The sequence below is a fragment of the Peribacillus loiseleuriae genome (assembly GCF_001183985.1).
Lineage (GTDB): Bacteria > Bacillota > Bacilli > Bacillales > DSM-1321 > Peribacillus > Peribacillus loiseleuriae.
Genome location: NZ_LFZW01000001.1, coordinates 3,069,283 through 3,088,969 on the forward strand (window position 1 = coordinate 3,069,283; position 19,687 = coordinate 3,088,969).

Below are 19,687 nucleotides of genomic sequence, written 5' to 3' on the forward strand. Positions count from 1 at the left end.
TAACTACGATTTATCATATGTATTATCAAATGAAAAATTCAATACGAGCTTGTCTCTTAATTGTAAACGATTTCGTTACTTATTCATATGTTTGGAAACGAATTAAAGAAGGTATAAAAAAACAACCAAGTATGTTACCTGGTTGTCGGTGTCGGGATGTATGTTTGGTTATTTTTCGTTACGATTCGTTTCATTGCCGGATCCTTTTTTGCTTTTGCAGGACTTGCAATATGGCTTATCACATGTTTCATCACAAAGCTATATGTAACAACTGTTAGTAATACAAAAAACCAGACCATTTTATACACCATCCTTATATCATAAAATTTATAGTTGTCTCAATTGATAATCATTTTCATCTTGTATAGCAATCTTATCACGAACGATAATCATTTTCAATAAGATTTTTTTATTTTTTATTTTTTAGGAAAACGGTGGAATAGCTTGTTAAATTCTTCAATGCTCTTTCTTCAATTGGAATTCTAACTGACATAGCCCACGCATTTAGACATGTGAACAATATTGCTGTGATAAAGGCATTATATAAGAGTGATATGACCAGGATCTCTGTTGCGACAATGATATAGTTTGGATGCTTCACATATTTATAGGGTCCTTTTGCTATAACCTCTGCATCCGGCAGAACGATAATTTTCGTATTCCAATACGGTCCAAGTGAAGTAATGACCCAGACTCTTCCAATCTGTACTAATAAAAATAAAGTCAGCCAAAAAGGCCATATTGTCGATACATTTTTTTCAAGAAAATTGATCTCTGCAATGAAGGACGAAAAGAACCCCAGATGCATAAGTACAATCCAAGGATAATGGGAGCTACCGAACTCAAGCCCCCCTTTCACCTTTAGACGCTCTTCATTATATCTCGCCAATACAAGTTCGCTGAGTCGCTGTACCGCTAGCAACGTAATAAATAGTAGCAATGTCATTCTTCCCACCTCATTAATAGTAATTCTGAACTAAAACCAGGCCCGAGCGCAGCCGCAAGCCCATATTCACCTTCACTTATATCTTGTTCCATAAATTTCTCCAACACGTAAAGTATGGTGGCAGAAGACATATTGCCATACTCTCTTAGCACGTCCATTGAAATCCTCACCATTTCCTCGTTAAAACCTAATGATTCACAGTACGCATCAATCACTTTCTTACCACCTGGGTGAGCTATGAAATGATGTATATCTATTTGCTTTATATCGTTTTTATCGAGAAAAATTTCTACATTTGGTTTTAACCAATTACTAATAATCGTCGGTATATCTTTTGAAAAAATAACATGAAGGCCTTCATTTTTTACGTCCCAGCCCATGACATCTAATGAATCTGGCATTAATGTGGACTGCGTGGACAGTATTTTAGGAACTCGTTTTACTTGACTTATATTTTTACGTGTAACTTTATCACCGCAAATAAGCGTACAGGCTGCCCCATCCGAAAACAAAGATGAGCCGATTAAATTACTTTTCGACCGATCATTCCTTTGAAAGGACAGGCTACATAGTTCGACTGATAGAACAAGCACTTTTGCTTTTGGAAATGCCTTGCAATATTCGAAGGCACGAGACAAACCTGACGCACCTCCTGCACACCCTAACCCCCACATCGGTATTCTCTTTGTATGAGTGGACAGAGGCAGAATATTCATAATTCTTGCATCGATGGTTGGCGTCGCTATACCTGAACTTGTTACAAAAAAAATCGCTTCGATGTCTTGCAATGCTACTTCTTGTTTTAAAAAAGTTCCATTAGATAGACAGCTTTGAATAGCTTTAGTTCCATATGTCACAGCACCTTCAATAAAAGCATTGTTTCGTTCTTCGAATGTATGATCTTGTTTAAACCAATCCAAATCTTTAATAAAATAGCGCGTATCAACTTGTCCATTTTTAAAAGCTCTCAATAGCCGATCAATGTCTTTAAAAGAAGAACCAAATATTTCACGTGAAAATTCCATTAATTTTTCTTGAGCAAATAAATAAGGAAGTTGAATATGTGATGTTGATAGAATATATGGCAATATTTCCACCCCCAGTGATAATGATGGTTATGATTCCCAAAATTACTTTCTTTATTCATAGCTTCAATTACTATTTATCGAGCAATAAAACCAGCCTAAATTCCTAAAAAAACGACATTATTCTTGTTTTTTTAACAAAATTTTTGTTATTTTCTAAAATTAATAATCCTAAATACCCAATAAAATGGTATGATTAATTATATTGTTTTATGGAGGAAATAGAATGAGTATTACCACACAGATTACGAGCGTTTTAAACGGGACCGTTCAAGCAGTAAAGTCGATTATTCCACTCAATCTCGAGATGAGTAAACCATTATTAATTAATGAACCATTTTTACAGCAGGGCATTGGTGTCTTAATAGGTATGACAGGCGATGTCCGTGGAAGATTAATAATCGAAGGAAATTCAGACGCAATTGGTCGAATTGGTGAAACGATGTTCGGCATGATGTTAGAAGGTGAAATGCTAGAATCCTTTGCTGCAGAGCTTGGGAACATGATTGCCGGACATTTAGCTACCCAACTTACGGTTGACAAGATCGTAATGGATATCTCACCGCCAACCGTGTTAGTTGGAGAAACCAAAATATATGGATTTAAAAAAGCCATACATTTACCCATAACGATTGAGGCCGATAAAATAATCCACATTATATTAATGATTGAATCATAATATCTACCCCACTAATAGAATGACTTATTACCAAAAAAGAAAGTAACAGTCGTAGTCACTTACTTGTGCCAAATATCATACATATATGACTATAGCTGATTTTCTGTGTTAAACCTGCGAGTTTGCTTTTGAACTTCAATGATAATATCTTGAAACTCATCTCTTCCACAATGCTCGCAAATTGGTTCTTCGGTTAACAATGCTCTGCAGTGTTTACAATACTTTTTTTTCACATACTCCACTCTCTTTCTTATAAAGGATATTCATATAGTCCCGTAAAAAAGCTTGCGAATTGCATCAAAGCTCATGAATGACCGTCTGTGTTGCGCACGTCCTATGCGTAACACAGAAGTCCGCACATCCTCAAGTCCGGTCCTCAACGTTACTGTGTTACGTGAAAGGTTTGAAACGATCGCTCACAGAACTTCTCGGCTCTTTTTATCCTCCTTTTTTTGAACACACACTTATACTTATTCTTACAGGATATGAATGAGGTGGTTAACTGTTTCCATTTCACTTTACTTTTATTGCAAATAAAAAAGGCCATTTCAAATGGGGTTACCATCAAAACAGCCTCTTCTATATTATTTATACTATGGGTCAAGAAGCCTTCTTCTCAAGTACCACAGAATGATTAATCCTTCGCTTAGAAGGAATCATGTTGAATAAGATATTAAGGAAAATGGCTGATATACTACCTGCTACGATTCCGTTGCTTGTAAGGATCTGCAAACTTTCCGGTAATTTCAAGAAAATGTCTGGGACAACAGTGACACCAAGACCCATTCCCACGGAGCATGCAATAACCAATAAATTCTCCTGTCTTGCAAAATCAACTTGGCTCAGCATTTTTATGCCAGCAGCGATCACCATTCCAAACATGGCAATCATGGCACCGCCAAGTACAGATGAAGGGATTACTGTTGTTAGAGCTCCTATTTTGGGAACTAGCCCGATCACAACTAACATGGCCCCTACAGTATAGATTACATTTTTACTTTTCACACCAGATAACTGAACGAGCCCTACATTTTGAGAGAATGCGGTAGGCTTCTAAATAGAACGAACCCTTGATATGAAAGGTTTTCCATGTGTTTTTCATCCGTCATTGTAGGTTTGTTCCCACATATACTCTAACTGTTTAATAACTACATTATACGCACCTGAGAATTGAAATTGCAACTCTGTAATTGCCTTATTCACCTGTGGAATATAAGTTTTATATTTTGTTCGTTACTTAAACTTTTTTCATTACATTTTTGATATAATTTTCCTATCATTAAATTTAGGAGAACTGTTATGAAAACAAATCAATTTTTTAAGGAGTATTTTTGGGGAATCCTATTCTTAATAACGCCCTCTATAATTATATTTAGCTCAGCATTTCCTTCATTAATAATATGGTCATTTTCTTTTTTTTCCATTGTATTTTTTTATGCAGCCATTCATATTAAATCACTTTGGAGGATTCTCTCACCAGAAACCAATATTTCTAAACCCCTTATAGCTTTTTCGCGCTTGTACTTATTTATTTTTTCCATCCTCTTAGTAACAATGTCTTTTGCAATATTAGAAAATATGGAAATACTTTTTATCTCAGAAATCATAACTAAGTCAACTTTTCTAATAATTATTAGTATTGTTTTATTCGCATCAGGATTTTTTATATATTTTTTATTTGAATTTATTGCTGGATTATTCGGATATTTAAAAAGTCCAAATGGCTTTAATATTAAAAATAATAAAGACAAGTTCATTCTTGTAAGCTTAATTATCGCAACTTTCATTCTACCTGACTTTGTTTTTGGTCTATTATACTTTCTTGCTATAAGTATTTTCAATCCTGATATTATAAATGAACAATACTTCTTATTCTTATTTGACTCATATTATGTTGGTTTTTTAATCCATTACGGTTTACCACTAACATCAGAATCGGTTGGCGTATATATAGAGATTGTTAATGATAACGGCATTGTAAGAATTATACAAATCTGTCATATCACCATTTGTAAATTCTTTGATCTAACTTTTATTTCAATTATTTTTAATTATATTATTCATTTTTTTAATAAGTTCATTAAAAGTTCTTGATAAGTTACTGCATCCCCCACACGATTGGCAGCAAGGATGGACAACGGCTCAGAAGCAAAGTTGGCTACCTAAGTTTGAAAGTTAAAAAAATAACAATCAAACCAGATAGCCGATTGCAATGATCGATTGTATAGCTTAGTTATGGTGTCCGTGTCATCGCCCCTATTGTCGTTAGCCTATTACAGCTAAACAAGCTTACTCTTTCAGATAGCCCTGAGAGTTTCCCGTATTGGTACTTATAGCTTGTCCTACGCACCGTATAAAGTGCCTACCCATCCTTCGTATCAGCACTTAATGGCAGCTTTCGCCCTTCAGATGGATTATAAACAATAGGGAGCAAATCCATCCTAAGTCAATTTATTTGCGGTCGCTGACTAAACGTGACGTTAGTTATTTGCGTGTGCTTAACGGCTATTCACACGGGACACCCCAAAAATAAGCGCAAGAAAGCAAGCCCTTGAAATATACTTTCAAAAAATTTATACTAAAAGGGCTGAAGGGTTAATCCTATTCAGTTGTATTTCTGGTGAAATGCATTTTTAAACGAGAGTCTAGGCATTGCAGTGCTTAGGCTCTTTACTTTATGGTGAAACTGACATAAATTGCATACATGAAAACAAGAACAAATAGCACTACAAAGAATTGATTCCTTGCTAAAAATGACCTCAATGTATTCCACCTTCCCCTTCATCATAAACGGCCAGCTCATCATCACTTTCCCAGTCGTGGACTTTTGCTTTAAACTCAGTACCATTATTTAATGTAATAGTTAAGTCGATAGCAGCAATAGCATTCCTACTCAGCGTCTTAGATACAATTTCAAACGCTCTCTTTTCATCTTCACTCAGGAAGTTTGTAGAAATAGTAAGATTTAAGTTATTCCAGCCTGAAAATAAAGTTAGTTCCTTTGATTTTTCTGAATTATTGATTGTCATTTTAATTATCCCCTTTATAATTCGAATTTTTTATGTAGGGACAGCCACTTAAACTGTCCAAGTCCTCATGTCTTCCGATGTTCCTATTCACGATGGTTCAGCCTGACCTACCGATTAGCTCTGGTGTGCAAGATGAACCTTACCTTTGCAAAACTTCCTAATTTCGCTTTCGCCTTCTCTGATGAATTCAAACTCAATCGGATGATTCCCCCAATTAGTTTGAGAATCCAGTAAATACTGACAAAGAAGCTGTCTAACTGTTATTTCATTAATCGCTTTTTCCATTTCGTCAATCATCAACTTTCTGTCAGTAATCTTTACGTTATCAGCTAATAACGCATAGGTGGATACCTTTAGATATGTGTCTTTTATTAATGTGGGTTTTGCAAAGCAATAATAAATGTTATTGTCATCAATATAGATCACTTCATTTTTCCCGATCAATTTTCCAAAGAGTTTGAGATAACGTGGCCTTTCACTTTGCGTTATATCATGTATACTAACCAAAACAGTTACGAACATTAGATCACCACTTTCACTTTAATTAATTTTTAGTTCAACTTATTGAACTTATGATACATCTTTATTTATCACTCGTCAATATCAAAATGAATAATAAATTCAACTTTATGAACTTTTTGTTTTAAACATAGAATTCCCAAGGGCTTTAGCATATAATTTATCTATATGAGATGTGGGGAGTTGTTACTTTGGGACTTAAACCTAGTTATAAACCTTTAGAAATTACTTTAATAAGAAAAGATAAAACTAAAACGGATCTCAAAAGAGATTTAAAAATCTCCCCTGCAACACTGGCTAAGATGTCAAAGGGAGAAAATGTTGCTTTATCAGTTCTAATTAGTATTTGCGAGTATCTCGAATGTAAAATGGATGAAGTAATTGAATTAGTAGAAGATAAAGAAACCCCTACCGAGTGAAATTTAATCACCTAGTAGGGGTTTCCGTTCATTAAACATTCCTATTGTAAATAAGTTGGTCAACTCTCTGTTAGCATTCTCTTCATTTCGCTTATCTCTAATTTGATCCTAGTTGATGTTACATGCCTACCTGTTTTTTCCTTAGCTAAAATGACATACCTTTCATTAAGGGAATCATAACTTTCATATAAATCTTCTCTTATAAATTGCCGCCCTATTTCACCTGCAACAGTTTCCTCCTCTTTTTTTAAACTTTCCATGTATTCCTTTATTGTATCTGATTCAATTCCTTTGGTGACAAATTCGTATCCTCTATCAATCTTTTCACTTCTGTACTCATAGTCAGGATCTAAATACCTTCCTAACTCTCTGCTGATTATTATCTGTATATAATCTTCTATAGATAATTTATAATTTTCATAAGCAGAGTAGACGCTTGTGGAGTCAACGATAATCCTATTATTTTTCTTATCCAACATTGTAATTCTTTCTTGCCGATTGTCAACATTATGTACCGGTAAACCAATTCCACACTTATCTACAAATTTATTTGCAATTGCTAAAATTTTATTGGGACTTGTCATAAGTAATTCATTCCTTATCATCTACATTTTTGATACAATCAATCCTTACTTGTACTTCTCTAATATAATCTGCGCCTCTTTTCTGATGTAATCTTTAATTGTAAATTGATTTAAAAATGTAACACTTCGCACATAGAACTTTTTATCTTTAGTTTTCTTTTTTGGTTTGTTTAATTCATTTGATTTATCCATTTTCATGCTCCTTCACTCCAACAAAAGTAAAATTTATAATTCCTTTTTATCGTCTTTTTCATTCATTATACTTAATATTTCATCAACTAGTAGATCAGTTACTTTTTCCATAATTATGTTGACTTCTTCTTTAGTCCTATTTGATGGAGTAGTCGTCATTATAATATCGTATTTAGGCTTTCTCATATGTATCCCCTCTAGTTGTCTTTTCTAAGCTTGCTCCATTAATTATTGCAACGTTTTCTTTATTTTTCATCAACACATTTTTCCCATTTTTGTTATTGTTTTTACAAAATAAAAAAGACACCCAATGAATGAGTGCCCAGCAAATTATAGTATTATGGACGAACAACACCTTGCTCTAAAATTACAATTCCTCCGATTGGTGGTTTTAGTGATTCGGAATGTCCACCTGTCCCTGGATCTAACAATACCTTTCCCCCGATTGGTGGTCTTGTATAGCCGCCAACTTTATTACCCTTTACGATTCTTCTCATGATATCCCTCCTTTCATCTACGTCAATTCGACATATAGGTGTATATACCCTTTTTATTTCCAAACAGGCTTCTTATGCGATTTTCTCTTCCCTCTCAAGGTAATGAAATTCTCTTCTTCATACTTCCTGAATGCCTCACCAATTAAAAAATGCTCATGATTTATTCTGTTCTCAATTTTCACTGGCTTCTTTGTCAAATCCCCAAAAACGTAAATATAATCTTTAGTTACATGAATTTTTGCTTGAATCCTCTCCATAATACCCCTCCAAATTTTGCTACTTAATACATTTGAGATAATGGTAAAATAGTCCTTGTTAAAATTGTGAAAATTTTGGAATTTATTTGTATCTATAAATCTTTTCACCTACTTTATTGACTACATTACATTTATAGGAGATTATTGTTCAAAAGGAATAATCTGTAACACAATATAACGAGTAAATAATTATTTTAAAAGATGATAAAGGTGGATATTATGAATGACCGTTTCTAAATGGGAGAAATGATAAGTACAATTAGAGAAAGATTGGTTCAACCAATCTTAGATTTTAATGAAATAATGCAACCTGTATTTCAATCGATTAATACAAAAATGAGTGAAATCGGCGATCTAATTAGAAAACACATCGATGAAAGTGATATTGAAAATGCAGTAACTAGGTTCAAACAAGGAATCATTGAAACTGAAGAAGATTTAAAAATATTTAAATCTGTTATGGTTGAAATGGGATATCCTCCACATGAAGGCATTGATATTTCCACCGTGAGGACAATTGCACAGAGTTATAAAGAAAATAAAGAATCGATTACACCAGATGTTATACAAGAATTTATGTGTGTATATTATGATAGCAAATTCATTAAAACTATTTCTTTGGAATGGGAAAACAATAAAGTAATTCAAAAGAGACTTCCAATATTACGTAACGTAGTAATGGCTCATAACCAAGGTATGTATAATGTTGCAATTCCAACAATTTTAACGCAACTAGAAAGCCTATTGGTTGATGCTTTTCATATCAAAGGGAAGGTTAACGGGGAAATCATTAAGATACTGTGGGAAAATCTGCTGAAAAACAATGAAGATGCTAATTTAAACTTTGACAGAGAAATACATGACTATTATGTCAAAAATATACTAATTGGATTTGAACATGGGAAAGCAGCTGGATCGGAAATAAGTAGAAACGCGATTTTGCATGGAGCAGATATAGACTATGGGCAACTATTAAATTCCATAAAAACAATTTTATTATTCGATTGTGTTGTAAATGCTGTATTTGAAATGGACGAAAAGAAGGTTTCAAATGGTAAAACAGCAGTAAGAAATTATAGAAAGGCTAATTATAGGTAAAATGGATTAAAAGAGTTTTAGTTTATTGTATGTTGAAAGAATAATATGTCTATTACATTGGAGTGATTAGTAATGATTAGGGGAAACGAAAAAGTTACATTACAGAAGCAATGTGGAACTATTATTGATGATATAAAATCTAAAGTAGTTCAACCTGATATGTTCTTTATAGATGATCCAAATTTGCCGATAGAAGAAGGAGATTATTTTCTAAGAGGGCTTCCTAACGGGCTGGAAGAGATGTATATAATCTTAGATAGAGGTTACTATAATTCGTTTGGTAGTATCAAAGCGCACTATCAATGCAAAGTTAAAAAGGTATCTTGTATTGAATTGGAGAATCCAAAACAAGTCATCTATAATCTTTATGGATCTAATAATAGATTAAATAACAATTTGATAGATAATTCAATTAACTTAGTTGAGTTATCAGCAGATGATGTTTTTGAAAAAATTAGAAAACTGATAAAAGAAAGTATCGAGAATGACTCTACTAAAAGAGTATTAAGAGATATTGTTAGCAATATGGAACTGACTCAAGGTGCAAACGAGTTTAACCAACATTATATTAGATTTATTACAAATATAGCAAACCAAATAAATATTTTCTCACCATTAATTCCCGCACTTTCTCAAATGATACAATAATAAAAAATTATAATGAGGTGTAGTACATGAATCAAATTGAAGAGATGATTCAAAGAGCCGAAGATTTATTAGAAGAGCAATTAGACTATGATCACGATAAAGTGGTTAAGTGGAGGACTGATTGTAGAACTCTAATTAAAACACTATATGGGAAAGGATCTAAGGAAGACAAAGGAATGCGAGCAGCTGATATCTCTTCAAAGCTAATAATTCTAAGGTCAATAAATGAGTCTAGAAATAAATCAGAAGCTAATAATGTGGTTTATAATGTTCATGGTAGTAATGCTAGAATAAATGTGCACTCTGTTGATAATTCTACAAATATTGTAAATACAACATCTCAACATTTATTCGATGAATTAAGAAATGTACTACAAAATAACATAGCAGACTCAACTCAAAGAACGGTTATAATTGATGCAGTTAATAATTTAGAAGAAAGTCAAAATACACCCAGGTTTATGGACGCTTATCAAAGATTTATCAGTTTAGCTGTAGATCACATGCAATTGATAACGCCATTTATTCCTGTTTTGACCCAGATGCTTTCTTGAAGAAAGAATTGAATTAACCACGGGGAAGCTTCAAACCAATAATCAAACTACTGAGTAAAAATCCTTCTCAGTAGTTTTTTGCCTTTATAATCTAATACTCAACGCTCCATTCCCATTACTTTTAAGTACCATCGTAACGCCTTTAGAGACGTTTACAGGCGTTCTAAACTCCCCCTTAACATTCCCTTTAAACTCTTCTAATCGCTTCTCTTTTTTTAATGTAATGTTTAACTTAATATAGCAAATACAATTGCAAGCGATTTTAAATAAAATATTTACTTTCTTAAAGATAATATTTAAAATGTTAATATAAGATAATAACAAAGGAGGAATTGTTATGTTTACGTATGCACCGCTAATGGCCACTATACATAGGAAAGGAATGAAAAAGACCGACTTAGTAAATAATGGAGTTTTAACGTCTGCTACGCTTGCTAAGATTGGCAAGGATGAATTAGTTGCAATGAGCGTGTTGGATAAGATATGTAATGAGTTGGAGTGTAGGATTGAAGAAGTTGTAGAACATGTGAAGGATGATAGCGAGCCTACTGAGTGAGTATTTCGGTAGGTTTTTTTGTTGTATATTTAGTTGGATAAATTTTAAAGTTAGTTTAATGTCACAGTAAAGAGAGAAAAGACGCCAAGCCATTTCGTCTTTCCTCTCCTTTTAAATCATATTTAATTAAGAAGTTCCTTTATTATCATACGTGAACTTTGATAACGATTTCCCTAAGTCTTCTGCCATTTTAGCAAGACTGTTTGCCATACCATCCACTTCTTGCATAGATGCATTTTGTTGTTCCATGGTAGCAGATAATTCTTCTGTACCAGCAGAGGTCTCTTGGGTAATTGATACTATATTCTCCACAGCTTTTACCGCTTTTTTTGTTTCTTCTTCAATGAGTCTTGATGCACCAGTCACGCTGCTGATTTGATTGACCATTTCCGTAATATTATTAGCGATTTCACCAAACGCTTTACGACTATTATCAATCACTTCGGAACCAGACTTCACTTCCTGTACTACTTCGACCATAGCCTGTTCAGCTTTCTGGGCTTCTATTTGTACACTTTCGATGATGCTTGAAATTTGGCTTGTCGATTCGGCAGACTGTTCAGCCAGTTTTCTAACTTCATCAGCTACTACCGCAAATCCTTTTCCATGATCTCCAGCGCGAGCTGCTTCAATGGCTGCATTTAGTGCTAATAAATTCGTTTGGGAAGCAATGTCATGGATAACATTAAGTATTTCATTAATTGCTACAGACTTAATTCCTAATTCTTTAACAATGTTTGCAGCTGAGGAAACCTTGTCTTCAATAATCTCCATTTCCTGCATCGATTGTTCTGCACTTTGTATCCCTTTTTGAGAAGATTCCTTCGTTACTAGCGAACGATCCGTCATTTCATTCGTGTATTGAATAATTTGTTTAACTTCATAATCCACTTGTTGAATCTCCTCCATAGTTTCACCGGCATGATGTGCTTGATCAGAAGATCCTGCCGCCATTTCCTCCATCGTTGAAGATACCTGTTCAATTCCAACTTTTATTTCATTTGTGGATGTCATTAATTCTTCACTGTAAGCAGCCACTTGATCTGAAATACCCGCTGCATCTTGAATCAAGACTCTGGTATTTGAAGTCATCTCATTCATCGCGTGTGCTAATTGCCCTAATTCATCTTTTGATTTAATCTCTAATGCTTCAACTGTTAAATTACCGCTTGCAATTTCTTTCATTTGTTCGACTACTTTTAAGATCGGTTTGATAAGTCTTCTTACAATCTCAAATATAACTAAGGCAAGTATTATGATTCCAATTACACCAATAATGATGGACAAATTTAGTAAATCTCTGGATTCCTTCTTTACTTCATCTATAGGAACCGCTATCATTAGTGACCATGGTGTATTTGTTGAGCCTATTTTAATGGGTGAAAACGTCTTATAAACATCTCCGTTATCTACAGGGTCAAAGTCACTAATTGATAACGATTTTCCTGATTCAACTGTAGATTTAATCTCATTCACTGACTTTATACCTTCAATCTCATAATAGCTTTTCCCAACTAATTTGTTTGATTTATGAGCCACCAAAGTTCCGTTATTGGATAGAATTGCACCGAAGCCACTATCGTAAAAATTTAAGGTATCATTCATTTTCCTCATAGAATCTAGACTAATATCAATTCCAACTACCCCCACTACGTCATTCCCAATTTTGATAGGAGCAGTGATTGAAGTCATCAATACTTTCTCTCCATTTACTTCATATGAATAAGGATCTAAAATCACTTCCTTGCCACTGTCTTTAGAGCGTAAATAAAAGTCGCCTACGCCTGGTTTGTCATAACCTTCTAAAGCCTTTACATTAATTTCCCCATCTGTCCGACTCCAATATGGAATAAATCTTCCCGTTCCATCATGGCCTACAATGTTAGCAAATTCTGCGTCTTTTCCATCAAATGCATTTGGTTCCCAACCTGTCCAAACAGTTAAAAATCGCTCGTTTTCTTTAAGAGTCTTATTCAATATGGCATTTGCAAGATCTCTTTCCGCCTTATTTCCTTCCGCCATTGAGCTAAATGTGATTGCCAATGTTCTGACAATATCCATAGTATAATTAAGTTCCGTTTCAATATATTTTGCGTGCTTTTCACTTTCCGCTAAAGCAATATGATTCGCATTTTTTACTGCTAAATTATTTGTTTTATATAGAGTAACCCCTATAATTGAAACAAAGATAAGTATACTTGTGCCAAGTACTGTTATTATTATTCGCTTAAATAAATTCATCGTATTATATCCCCTATTATTTGTATTGAAAAACTTAAGATGTTATCCAATTGAAAAAATACTCATTTTAGTTTTAATTTCCATTCCTCCTTTTTTGCAAGTTATAAATATGTAATAGAATAATCCTCCCTCTTTTACGTATATCGTTAGATTCTTCGATATTTTAATAGTAGTTATTATAAAATATATTAATAATTCTAAATAATAAAAAATTTTATATTCGAGATAAGCATTTACCGACTCATCGATGAAGGCAAATAGGAAGATTAATTGTAATGAAGGTAAAACAAAAAAAGGCTTTAGCCACCACCCAATAATTAGGTAGAATGGTTAAAGCCTTTGTGTTTGAAGTTATCATTACAATTCATATTTTCACTTCCTAATTTATTCTACATTCTAAGCAAAAATAAAGACGGCATTGGAGCAGCATCTAAACCTTCACATAAGTTATATTGTTAATGTGACAATGGAAATACCATACTCATCTTTAATTTTGAGTAACAATTCCTTTATTTCTTCTTTTATTTCCTCACTATTATTATTCCTTCCCATATATTCATTGAGTTGCTGCATAACATATATTGTGAATTTGATTTCTAGTGCTTCTATTGTTTTTACAAAAATCTTATCATGTATTGATAAAATGTTAGCCTCCTCATATTTTTCTAAAAAAGAAGTTGCCAACTCAAGTGCTTCACTTCTCGCACCATCATTTCCGTTAAATGCTTTGGCGTAAAGTTGAACAATTTGTTCTCCCTTTCTAAATATTTCACCTTTTACCCATTCAAGGTCGGATAGTCCAACGCTTTTATCTAATATTTCACGTGGTAACTTTCCGGCCTTTACTTTTCGTTCAATTAACTTTTGTAGACGTGGGTTAGAATATGCAATTACGTGCCAATACCCTTTAAAGTTTTCTGCATAAATCTTAGAATAACCTTCCATCATAATATCTTTAATTTTAGTATTTTGATAAATTGGGTCAATCCAAGTGCTAAAATCCCATAAAATATTTTGTGTTTGATCAACTGTAAACGCTAATACGGCAATAAATTCTCCCTTTGAATCCTCAACTAATATTTTCTGTATTGATTGATTATCCTTTTCAAAACTTGTTATATGAATCAATTGATACTGTTTGTTGTTATATGTAAATTCCATCTTATATCCTCCCCCTTTAAATCACACCAACATCAATGAGCAATTGTTTCTTTTTCTTGGTGAGAATGTTAAACACAATCAATGCTCCTAAAACTGCATTGTGTGTCAATGATTTACTTTCATCTAAAATCCACTCAGCATTATTAAATCTTGATGTCCTCATTAATCTTCTTATGTATGATTTAATTTTAGGATTCATCACATCTACTTCTATACTGTAGCAATTGTAATTTTCTAAGTATATTACTTCAAGTACACCAATCAATATTTGTAGTAAACCTTTATTCTTATACGGTTCTAAAATGTATATACCGCTTACTATTACTTTTGAATTTATTCCTAAATAGAAACCATCAAAGTCTAACCAACCACATAATTCTTTGTTCTGATTATCGATGATATGTAAACATTTGCAGATGTTAGTTTCTAATAAAATTATCGAATAATCATCAAATTCCCAAGTTTTTATTTTATTCACCCCTTGCTAATTACTGTTCATGCATTTTGAATTATTTATTGCCTTTTACAATTCAACGTGATTAGTCCCTTCTTATCTAATAGTAGATTGGTAATTTGCCACGTTTTACCCATTACCTCCACTTTAGCCGATAATTCCAACAGTGGTTTATATTCTGTAATATCTTTAACAGTGACAAGTATTTCATTGTTGGATGTTACCCATATTCCATTGGTGACGGAAAACGATTGAGTTTCAATGAATGATGGAATTAAATGTAGCTCTCCCGGGATTTCATCAAAAATTGGATCGCGAAAAGCCGTATAACCAATTACAGTCCGTGTAGGTTTTTCTCTTACTTCTATGTTGTAGTTACAGTGTCTAACAACCGCCTTATACTTACCATGACGCTTTGTAACGCTTTCTGATAAGCAACAAAGATACTGTTCACCTTCTAATGTCACCAAATCTCCCCTAGACACTTTATTTAGGCTATGAATATATCGTTCTTCATACTCACTGATAGATGGATTAGTGACGATAACATTCATTGGTGTATCGTTTATTAATACTGGTTGCCCTGCTGATTCAAATAGATATTGTAAATCATCCTCATGGACTTGAAACATTTATTTCACTCCTTTTTTAATCCGCAAACAACATGAAAAAACTTGATTCATTTTGCAGTTGGTCATCTGTTTTCAATTGACGTATTTTTCTTTCTAATTGATCTATGCGTGATTGTATGGAATCGCTAAAATCTGATACCGTCATATCGTCCAACTTTACTGACTTCATTCTGCTTACGTCATTAGCAATGGATTCCAAAACTGATAATGCAGCACGATAGATATTCTTCTTACTTGTGGCAGATTGGGGATTATACTCTACAAAGGGTTCTAGATCATTTTCTTGGAGATAGATTGATAGTTCTTCTTGTTCTAGTTTAATTCCCTTGGTTTCAAGTTCGAGTCTTTGTAGGTTGTTCATGTAATCGCTCCTTTCTGTAATATAAAAAACACCCTCAAATGAGAGTGTTAATCTTTGTTCAAATTCCTTTGTTATATAGTTAAACTCTTCTACAGTGATAAATCCATATTTTCATTAATATAACGGTCTTATCTATAAGTGATTCAACAGTTTAGTCATCAGCAGCATTAACAATTCGATTCATGAGTGAATGAAGTTCATTTTCTTTTTGTTCTTTCTTTACTAACTGTTCTATCTCTTTTATTCTAACGTCATGATAATTATCGCTCATAAAGTCCTCCTGATTTTATAATAACTTTGATGAATCTGTTATACATAACATTTGAAATAAAGAAAATTAATTACTTTTTATTGTTTTAAGAGTTTATGGACTTTTAATTCATAGACATTATTTAAAACTTGTTCAATTATCTGCATGGCACTTTTAAAAACTAGAAAACTTGGTTCTTTTATTTCATGGACTGCAGCATTTCCAATATCTCTAATCTTTTGAAGTATAATCGCTTGATCCCAAATAATCATATTTTCTTCAAATAAACCAAATATTTCCCCTTCTAAAGATGATGAAAAAATAGGTTCTCCTCTTTTGTTTTCCTTAACAGTATTATCATCATTATATAAATATCCTTTGTTTATCCCAACATCTAAACAAATTGCTTCAATTAAAGTTCTCATTCCTATTGTTGCTAGGAGAAAATAACCTTGATTATAAACTTCAATTATCTGTGAATATAATACTTGAACCACACCAGGCACATTTCTATATTCTTTTCTTTCTATCCAAAAAACTGGATTACCTTCTACTACAGACTTTTCAGGATAAACTCTAAATTCTTCTACCCAAACTCGCTCTCCATGCCCTTCATTGGCATATTCCCACATATCTTCATCACCGTATTGATCGACAAAGGCTATTTCATCACAACCTGCACATTGAACAATATGATATTTATGACTAAATTGAATATCATCTTCAGAACTAGATTTTTTTTCATGAGTCATTATTATATTGTGATTCGTGTGACGCTCGCACTTTGAACAATAAACTTTTTCTTCCAACCTTTGCATATCCCACACTCCCGTTATTATTGCATATATTTTACTATATTTTTTCGAATGTGTGTTTTTCGTTATGCTGTGGGGCATTTTTTAAAAAGGGAGTCAACGCATCCAAATAAAAAAAGTAACGACAATAAGCCGTTACTCATAAATCTAATGCTTTTACTGCTCTATCCTTTTGATCTTGCGTTATTCCAATGTATCGTAATGTTACAGATGGAGCTGAATGGTTCAACATATCCTGTAATAACACAATATCTGTACCCATTTGATATTGATGATAAGCAAAAGTCTTCCTTAAGCTATGAGAACCAATATTTCTTAATCCTAATTGTTCTGCTGCTTGCTGAATAATTCTCCAAGCACTCTTTCTATTGATTGGCTGGGAGTTCCCATCCTTGCCATGTTTACGACTTTTGAACAAATATTCATCAATATTGCCTTCATAATTAGACTTGATGTATTCTTTTAAGGCTTTCTGAACTCCTTTTGTCATAGCAACCTTATTATTTTTGCCTGTTTTGGTTTCTTTCAATGTAAAATGTTCAAAAAGTCGTCCCTTATCATCCATCACATCAGAATATTTTAACGAAAGTAAATCAGATACTCGAAAAGCAGTATTAATTCCAATTAGAAATAATAAATGGTCTCTAGGCGAATCACCAAGTAATTTTTTCATAGCATCAATTTTTTTACGATCACGAATCGGCTCCACAAATTCCATTTTTATCACTCCTATCGATTTTATCGAATGAGACTTAATCTAATTTAATTATAAATTATGTCCCATTTAAAATCAATAGAAACCAAGAATTTTATTGTTAAATTGTTCAATCCATTGTGGCTCTAAGGGTGAAGACACTCACCTGAATGAGACATAATTCGATTGTGTCTCATTCGTTAAGAGTCTAAATAGCCGAAATTTAGGATTGGATTCCAATACAAAAAAGCGATTACTCGTATTGAACAATCGCACCCGATAGTTTAAGTACATCCTTTCACAAACTCTCATGATTTTTTGGAATTAATTTTATTTTGCTGAATTAAAAACAAAAAAACACCTATCAGGACAAAGAAACCACCAACAATTTGTAAGGTGACAATAGGTTCACCTAAAAGAATTACTGCTAAAATGGTTGCTCCAATTGGCTCACCTAAGATACTCATAGATATAGTTGTTGTGTTTACATAGTTCAATAAAAAATTATAAATAACGTGCGCAATAGTAGGGAAAATTGCTAATAATATAAAGATACCCCACTCTTTTGAATCATATCCAATAATAGGAAAACCTAAGACGAGATTATAGATATTTAATGAGATCGCTGCAAATAAGAAAACGCAGAAACTATATACCCAATGAGAAATACGTTTTACGTTATTTTGCCCAATTAATAAATAACCCACAATTGCTATAACACTTAAGAAAGATAATATGTCTCCTATAATGACTGATTTATTACTATGTCCGAAATCACCCCACCCTACCATAACTACACCGATGATAGAAATTCCGATAGCTAGGATAGTTGAAAAATTGGTTCTTTCTTTGTAGATTAAAAATCCTCCTAATAAAGCTATAATTGGCTGTAAACAAAGAATAATTGTTGAGCTAGCTACTGTCGTCAGTTTCAAGGAGCCAAACCATAAAGCAAAATGTAATGCTAAAAAAACACCAGCAATAAATAAAAGTAACCAATCCTTTTTGGATAGCTTTAAAAATTGGTTTCTATTTATATATACCATAGGTAATAATAATACACAGGCTAAATACATTCGATACATACTTAATATTGTAGACGGTGCATCCGACCATTTAACAAAGATTGCCGCAAAAGATATTGCGATGACTGAAATTAAAAGAAGAATTCCAACAGATTTTTTCATATTTCCCCTCCAACTAGTTAAAATATATCTTTGTCATCATTTTAATTCGTGCTTTTTCGCAACCCATTAAAATAGATATTCTCTATACCTTCTAATATTCTCTTTATGGTGTAGCCTTGATGAAGTAGTTGTTCATCCACGTTATTTAATGTTCCTAAGATTGCTTCAACTGTAAACGGAACATCAACATCAATAATTTCACCCTTTTCAACAGCTTCTAACAATAATTCAGTACATATTTTCCTCATCCATTGATAAAGAGGAGATTGAATGGGACGATAGTTTGTAGATGCCCTTGTAACTTCACATATCCAATCAACTCTAAACTCTAGATAAGATACAAACTTTATAATGACTTGATATAGTTTATCTAATGATGAAAGATTCTCATTAGTATTACTTAGATAATATTGAGTATCATCAATCAATACCTGGCATTCTTCACGTACTATATCTGCACAAATATCACTGAGTTTATTATATTGTCTATATAAACTAGCTTGGCCGACTTTTGCAGTTAGAGCAATTTGATGCATATTTACGCTTTCGACACCTTGTTGAATAAATAGCTCCTTAGCAGCGTTTAAAACTTTTCTTTTTGTAATCTCTTTTCTAGGTTTTTTTTCTGGTTTTTCACTCAAATTTCTCCCTCCTAACAGTTAACGGACAATTTGTCCGTTTTGGATATCCCTATATTATAATCCTGATTAATTTTAGTCAACTATTTTATGATTTTAGAGTACTCTTCAACTAGTCGAGTAGAAGGGAACCTTTCTACCTTTCGGTAGATTGTGTTCCTCCCCCCTCACAGAACCGTGCTTGCGCTATT

General features: G+C 33.0%; 26 protein-coding genes and 1 pseudogene. 7 read left to right on the top strand and 20 right to left on the bottom strand.

Annotation, left to right across the window (positions count from 1 at the left end):
- Nucleotides 1-134: 134 nt before the first annotated feature.
- The 3 genes from AC625_RS26835 to AC625_RS14280 all read right to left on the bottom strand — a co-directional run bounded on the left by AC625_RS26835 (nt 135) and on the right by AC625_RS14280 (nt 2,034).
- A complete protein-coding gene (locus tag AC625_RS26835) occupies nt 135-299 on the bottom strand; it encodes a hypothetical protein (RefSeq protein WP_156187545.1) in 165 nt (54 codons plus the stop codon).
- A 110-nt stretch (nt 300-409) separates the two neighbouring features.
- The gene (locus AC625_RS14275) at nt 410-946 is read right to left on the bottom strand and encodes an isoprenylcysteine carboxyl methyltransferase family protein (RefSeq protein ID WP_049681877.1); all 537 of its coding nucleotides are present in this window, start codon (nt 944-946) and stop codon (nt 410-412) included.
- Nucleotides 943-2,034, bottom strand: coding sequence for a type III polyketide synthase (locus tag AC625_RS14280; RefSeq protein ID WP_049681878.1), 1,092 nt, complete (start codon nt 2,032-2,034; stop codon nt 943-945). Before AC625_RS14280 ends, AC625_RS14275 begins: the two co-directional genes overlap by 4 nt.
- A 223-nt stretch (nt 2,035-2,257) precedes the next feature.
- Here AC625_RS14280 and AC625_RS14285 point away from each other — a divergent pair, with 223 nt between their 5' ends.
- On the top strand, nt 2,258-2,710 hold the full coding sequence (locus tag AC625_RS14285; RefSeq protein ID WP_049681879.1) for a chemotaxis protein CheX: 453 nt from the start codon (nt 2,258-2,260) through the stop codon (nt 2,708-2,710).
- 600 nt (nt 2,711-3,310) lie between these two features.
- On the opposite strand, the pseudogene AC625_RS14295 reads toward AC625_RS14285, so the two are convergent.
- A pseudogene (locus AC625_RS14295) lies at nt 3,311-3,757 on the bottom strand (solute carrier family 23 protein); the annotation flags it as partial.
- Nucleotides 3,758-4,009: 252 nt separating this feature from the next.
- Between AC625_RS14295 and AC625_RS27305 the strand changes: the two are divergent.
- Nucleotides 4,010-4,804 carry a hypothetical protein gene (locus AC625_RS27305; protein ID WP_049681881.1) on the top strand — a complete coding sequence of 265 codons (795 nt, stop codon included), beginning with the start codon at nt 4,010-4,012 and terminating at the stop codon, nt 4,802-4,804.
- Nucleotides 4,805-5,469: 665 nt separating this feature from the next.
- Here the strand turns inward: AC625_RS27305 and AC625_RS14305 are convergent.
- Together AC625_RS14305 and AC625_RS14310 are read right to left on the bottom strand one after the other, a co-directional pair.
- Complete coding sequence (locus tag AC625_RS14305; RefSeq protein WP_049681882.1) at nt 5,470-5,739, bottom strand: hypothetical protein; 270 nt, start codon at nt 5,737-5,739, stop codon at nt 5,470-5,472.
- A 114-nt stretch (nt 5,740-5,853) separates the two neighbouring features.
- Nucleotides 5,854-6,261 (bottom strand): hypothetical protein, encoded by a 408-nt coding sequence (locus tag AC625_RS14310; RefSeq protein ID WP_049681883.1) that lies wholly within the window; start codon nt 6,259-6,261, stop codon nt 5,854-5,856.
- A gap of 188 nt (nt 6,262-6,449) precedes the next feature.
- Between AC625_RS14310 and AC625_RS14315 the strand changes: the two genes are divergently transcribed.
- The gene (locus tag AC625_RS14315) at nt 6,450-6,677 is read left to right on the top strand and encodes a helix-turn-helix domain-containing protein (protein WP_049681884.1); all 228 of its coding nucleotides are present in this window, start codon (nt 6,450-6,452) and stop codon (nt 6,675-6,677) included.
- 59 nt (nt 6,678-6,736) lie between these two features.
- On the opposite strand, the gene AC625_RS14320 is transcribed toward AC625_RS14315, so the two are convergent.
- The 5 genes from AC625_RS14320 to AC625_RS14330 form a co-directional block, all read right to left on the bottom strand.
- A complete protein-coding gene (locus tag AC625_RS14320; RefSeq protein WP_049681885.1) occupies nt 6,737-7,261 on the bottom strand; it encodes a hypothetical protein in 525 nt (174 codons plus the stop codon).
- Nucleotides 7,262-7,306: 45 nt separating this feature from the next.
- Nucleotides 7,307-7,453 carry a hypothetical protein gene (locus AC625_RS26845; protein WP_156187548.1) on the bottom strand — a complete coding sequence of 49 codons (147 nt, stop codon included), beginning with the start codon at nt 7,451-7,453 and terminating at the stop codon, nt 7,307-7,309.
- Between the two features lie 33 nt (nt 7,454-7,486).
- A complete protein-coding gene (locus AC625_RS27310; protein WP_180320104.1) occupies nt 7,487-7,639 on the bottom strand; it encodes a hypothetical protein in 153 nt (50 codons plus the stop codon).
- A 152-nt stretch (nt 7,640-7,791) separates the two neighbouring features.
- Nucleotides 7,792-7,950 (bottom strand): hypothetical protein, encoded by a 159-nt coding sequence (locus AC625_RS26850; protein WP_156187549.1) that lies wholly within the window; start codon nt 7,948-7,950, stop codon nt 7,792-7,794.
- A gap of 53 nt (nt 7,951-8,003) precedes the next feature.
- The gene (locus tag AC625_RS14330) at nt 8,004-8,207 is read right to left on the bottom strand and encodes a hypothetical protein (RefSeq protein WP_049681887.1); all 204 of its coding nucleotides are present in this window, start codon (nt 8,205-8,207) and stop codon (nt 8,004-8,006) included.
- 246 nt (nt 8,208-8,453) lie between these two features.
- Here AC625_RS14330 and AC625_RS14335 point away from each other — a divergent pair, with 246 nt between their 5' ends.
- The 4 genes from AC625_RS14335 (at nt 8,454) to AC625_RS14350 (ending at nt 11,063) form a co-directional block, all read left to right on the top strand.
- Nucleotides 8,454-9,305, top strand: a complete 852-nt coding sequence (locus AC625_RS14335) for a hypothetical protein (RefSeq protein ID WP_180320105.1) — start codon at nt 8,454-8,456, stop codon at nt 9,303-9,305.
- Between the two features lie 72 nt (nt 9,306-9,377).
- Nucleotides 9,378-9,953, top strand: a complete 576-nt coding sequence (locus tag AC625_RS14340; RefSeq protein WP_049681889.1) for a hypothetical protein — start codon at nt 9,378-9,380, stop codon at nt 9,951-9,953.
- 26 nt (nt 9,954-9,979) lie between these two features.
- Complete coding sequence (locus AC625_RS14345; RefSeq protein ID WP_049681890.1) at nt 9,980-10,507, top strand: hypothetical protein; 528 nt, start codon at nt 9,980-9,982, stop codon at nt 10,505-10,507.
- Nucleotides 10,508-10,844: 337 nt separating this feature from the next.
- Nucleotides 10,845-11,063, top strand: coding sequence for a helix-turn-helix domain-containing protein (locus AC625_RS14350; RefSeq protein ID WP_049681891.1), 219 nt, complete (start codon nt 10,845-10,847; stop codon nt 11,061-11,063).
- A 126-nt stretch (nt 11,064-11,189) separates the two neighbouring features.
- On the opposite strand, the gene AC625_RS14355 is transcribed toward AC625_RS14350, so the two are convergent.
- From AC625_RS14355 to AC625_RS14395, 9 genes are all read right to left on the bottom strand, one after another.
- On the bottom strand, nt 11,190-13,304 hold the full coding sequence (locus tag AC625_RS14355; protein WP_049681892.1) for a methyl-accepting chemotaxis protein: 2,115 nt from the start codon (nt 13,302-13,304) through the stop codon (nt 11,190-11,192).
- 447 nt (nt 13,305-13,751) lie between these two features.
- Nucleotides 13,752-14,465 (bottom strand): hypothetical protein, encoded by a 714-nt coding sequence (locus tag AC625_RS14360; RefSeq protein ID WP_049681893.1) that lies wholly within the window; start codon nt 14,463-14,465, stop codon nt 13,752-13,754.
- Between the two features lie 16 nt (nt 14,466-14,481).
- Nucleotides 14,482-14,943, bottom strand: a complete 462-nt coding sequence (locus AC625_RS14365; protein WP_049681894.1) for a hypothetical protein — start codon at nt 14,941-14,943, stop codon at nt 14,482-14,484.
- Between the two features lie 35 nt (nt 14,944-14,978).
- Nucleotides 14,979-15,551, bottom strand: coding sequence for a hypothetical protein (locus AC625_RS14370; RefSeq protein ID WP_049681895.1), 573 nt, complete (start codon nt 15,549-15,551; stop codon nt 14,979-14,981).
- 16 nt (nt 15,552-15,567) lie between these two features.
- The gene (locus AC625_RS14375; RefSeq protein ID WP_049681896.1) at nt 15,568-15,912 is read right to left on the bottom strand and encodes a hypothetical protein; all 345 of its coding nucleotides are present in this window, start codon (nt 15,910-15,912) and stop codon (nt 15,568-15,570) included.
- Nucleotides 15,913-16,260: 348 nt separating this feature from the next.
- Nucleotides 16,261-16,980, bottom strand: a complete 720-nt coding sequence (locus AC625_RS14380) for a DUF4145 domain-containing protein (RefSeq protein ID WP_049681897.1) — start codon at nt 16,978-16,980, stop codon at nt 16,261-16,263.
- A gap of 136 nt (nt 16,981-17,116) precedes the next feature.
- Nucleotides 17,117-17,695, bottom strand: a complete 579-nt coding sequence (locus AC625_RS14385) for a site-specific integrase (protein WP_049681898.1) — start codon at nt 17,693-17,695, stop codon at nt 17,117-17,119.
- Between the two features lie 284 nt (nt 17,696-17,979).
- Nucleotides 17,980-18,858 carry a DMT family transporter gene (locus AC625_RS14390; RefSeq protein WP_049681899.1) on the bottom strand — a complete coding sequence of 293 codons (879 nt, stop codon included), beginning with the start codon at nt 18,856-18,858 and terminating at the stop codon, nt 17,980-17,982.
- 41 nt (nt 18,859-18,899) lie between these two features.
- Nucleotides 18,900-19,499 carry a TetR/AcrR family transcriptional regulator gene (locus tag AC625_RS14395; RefSeq protein WP_049681900.1) on the bottom strand — a complete coding sequence of 200 codons (600 nt, stop codon included), beginning with the start codon at nt 19,497-19,499 and terminating at the stop codon, nt 18,900-18,902.
- Between the last annotated feature and the right edge of the window lie 188 nt (nt 19,500-19,687).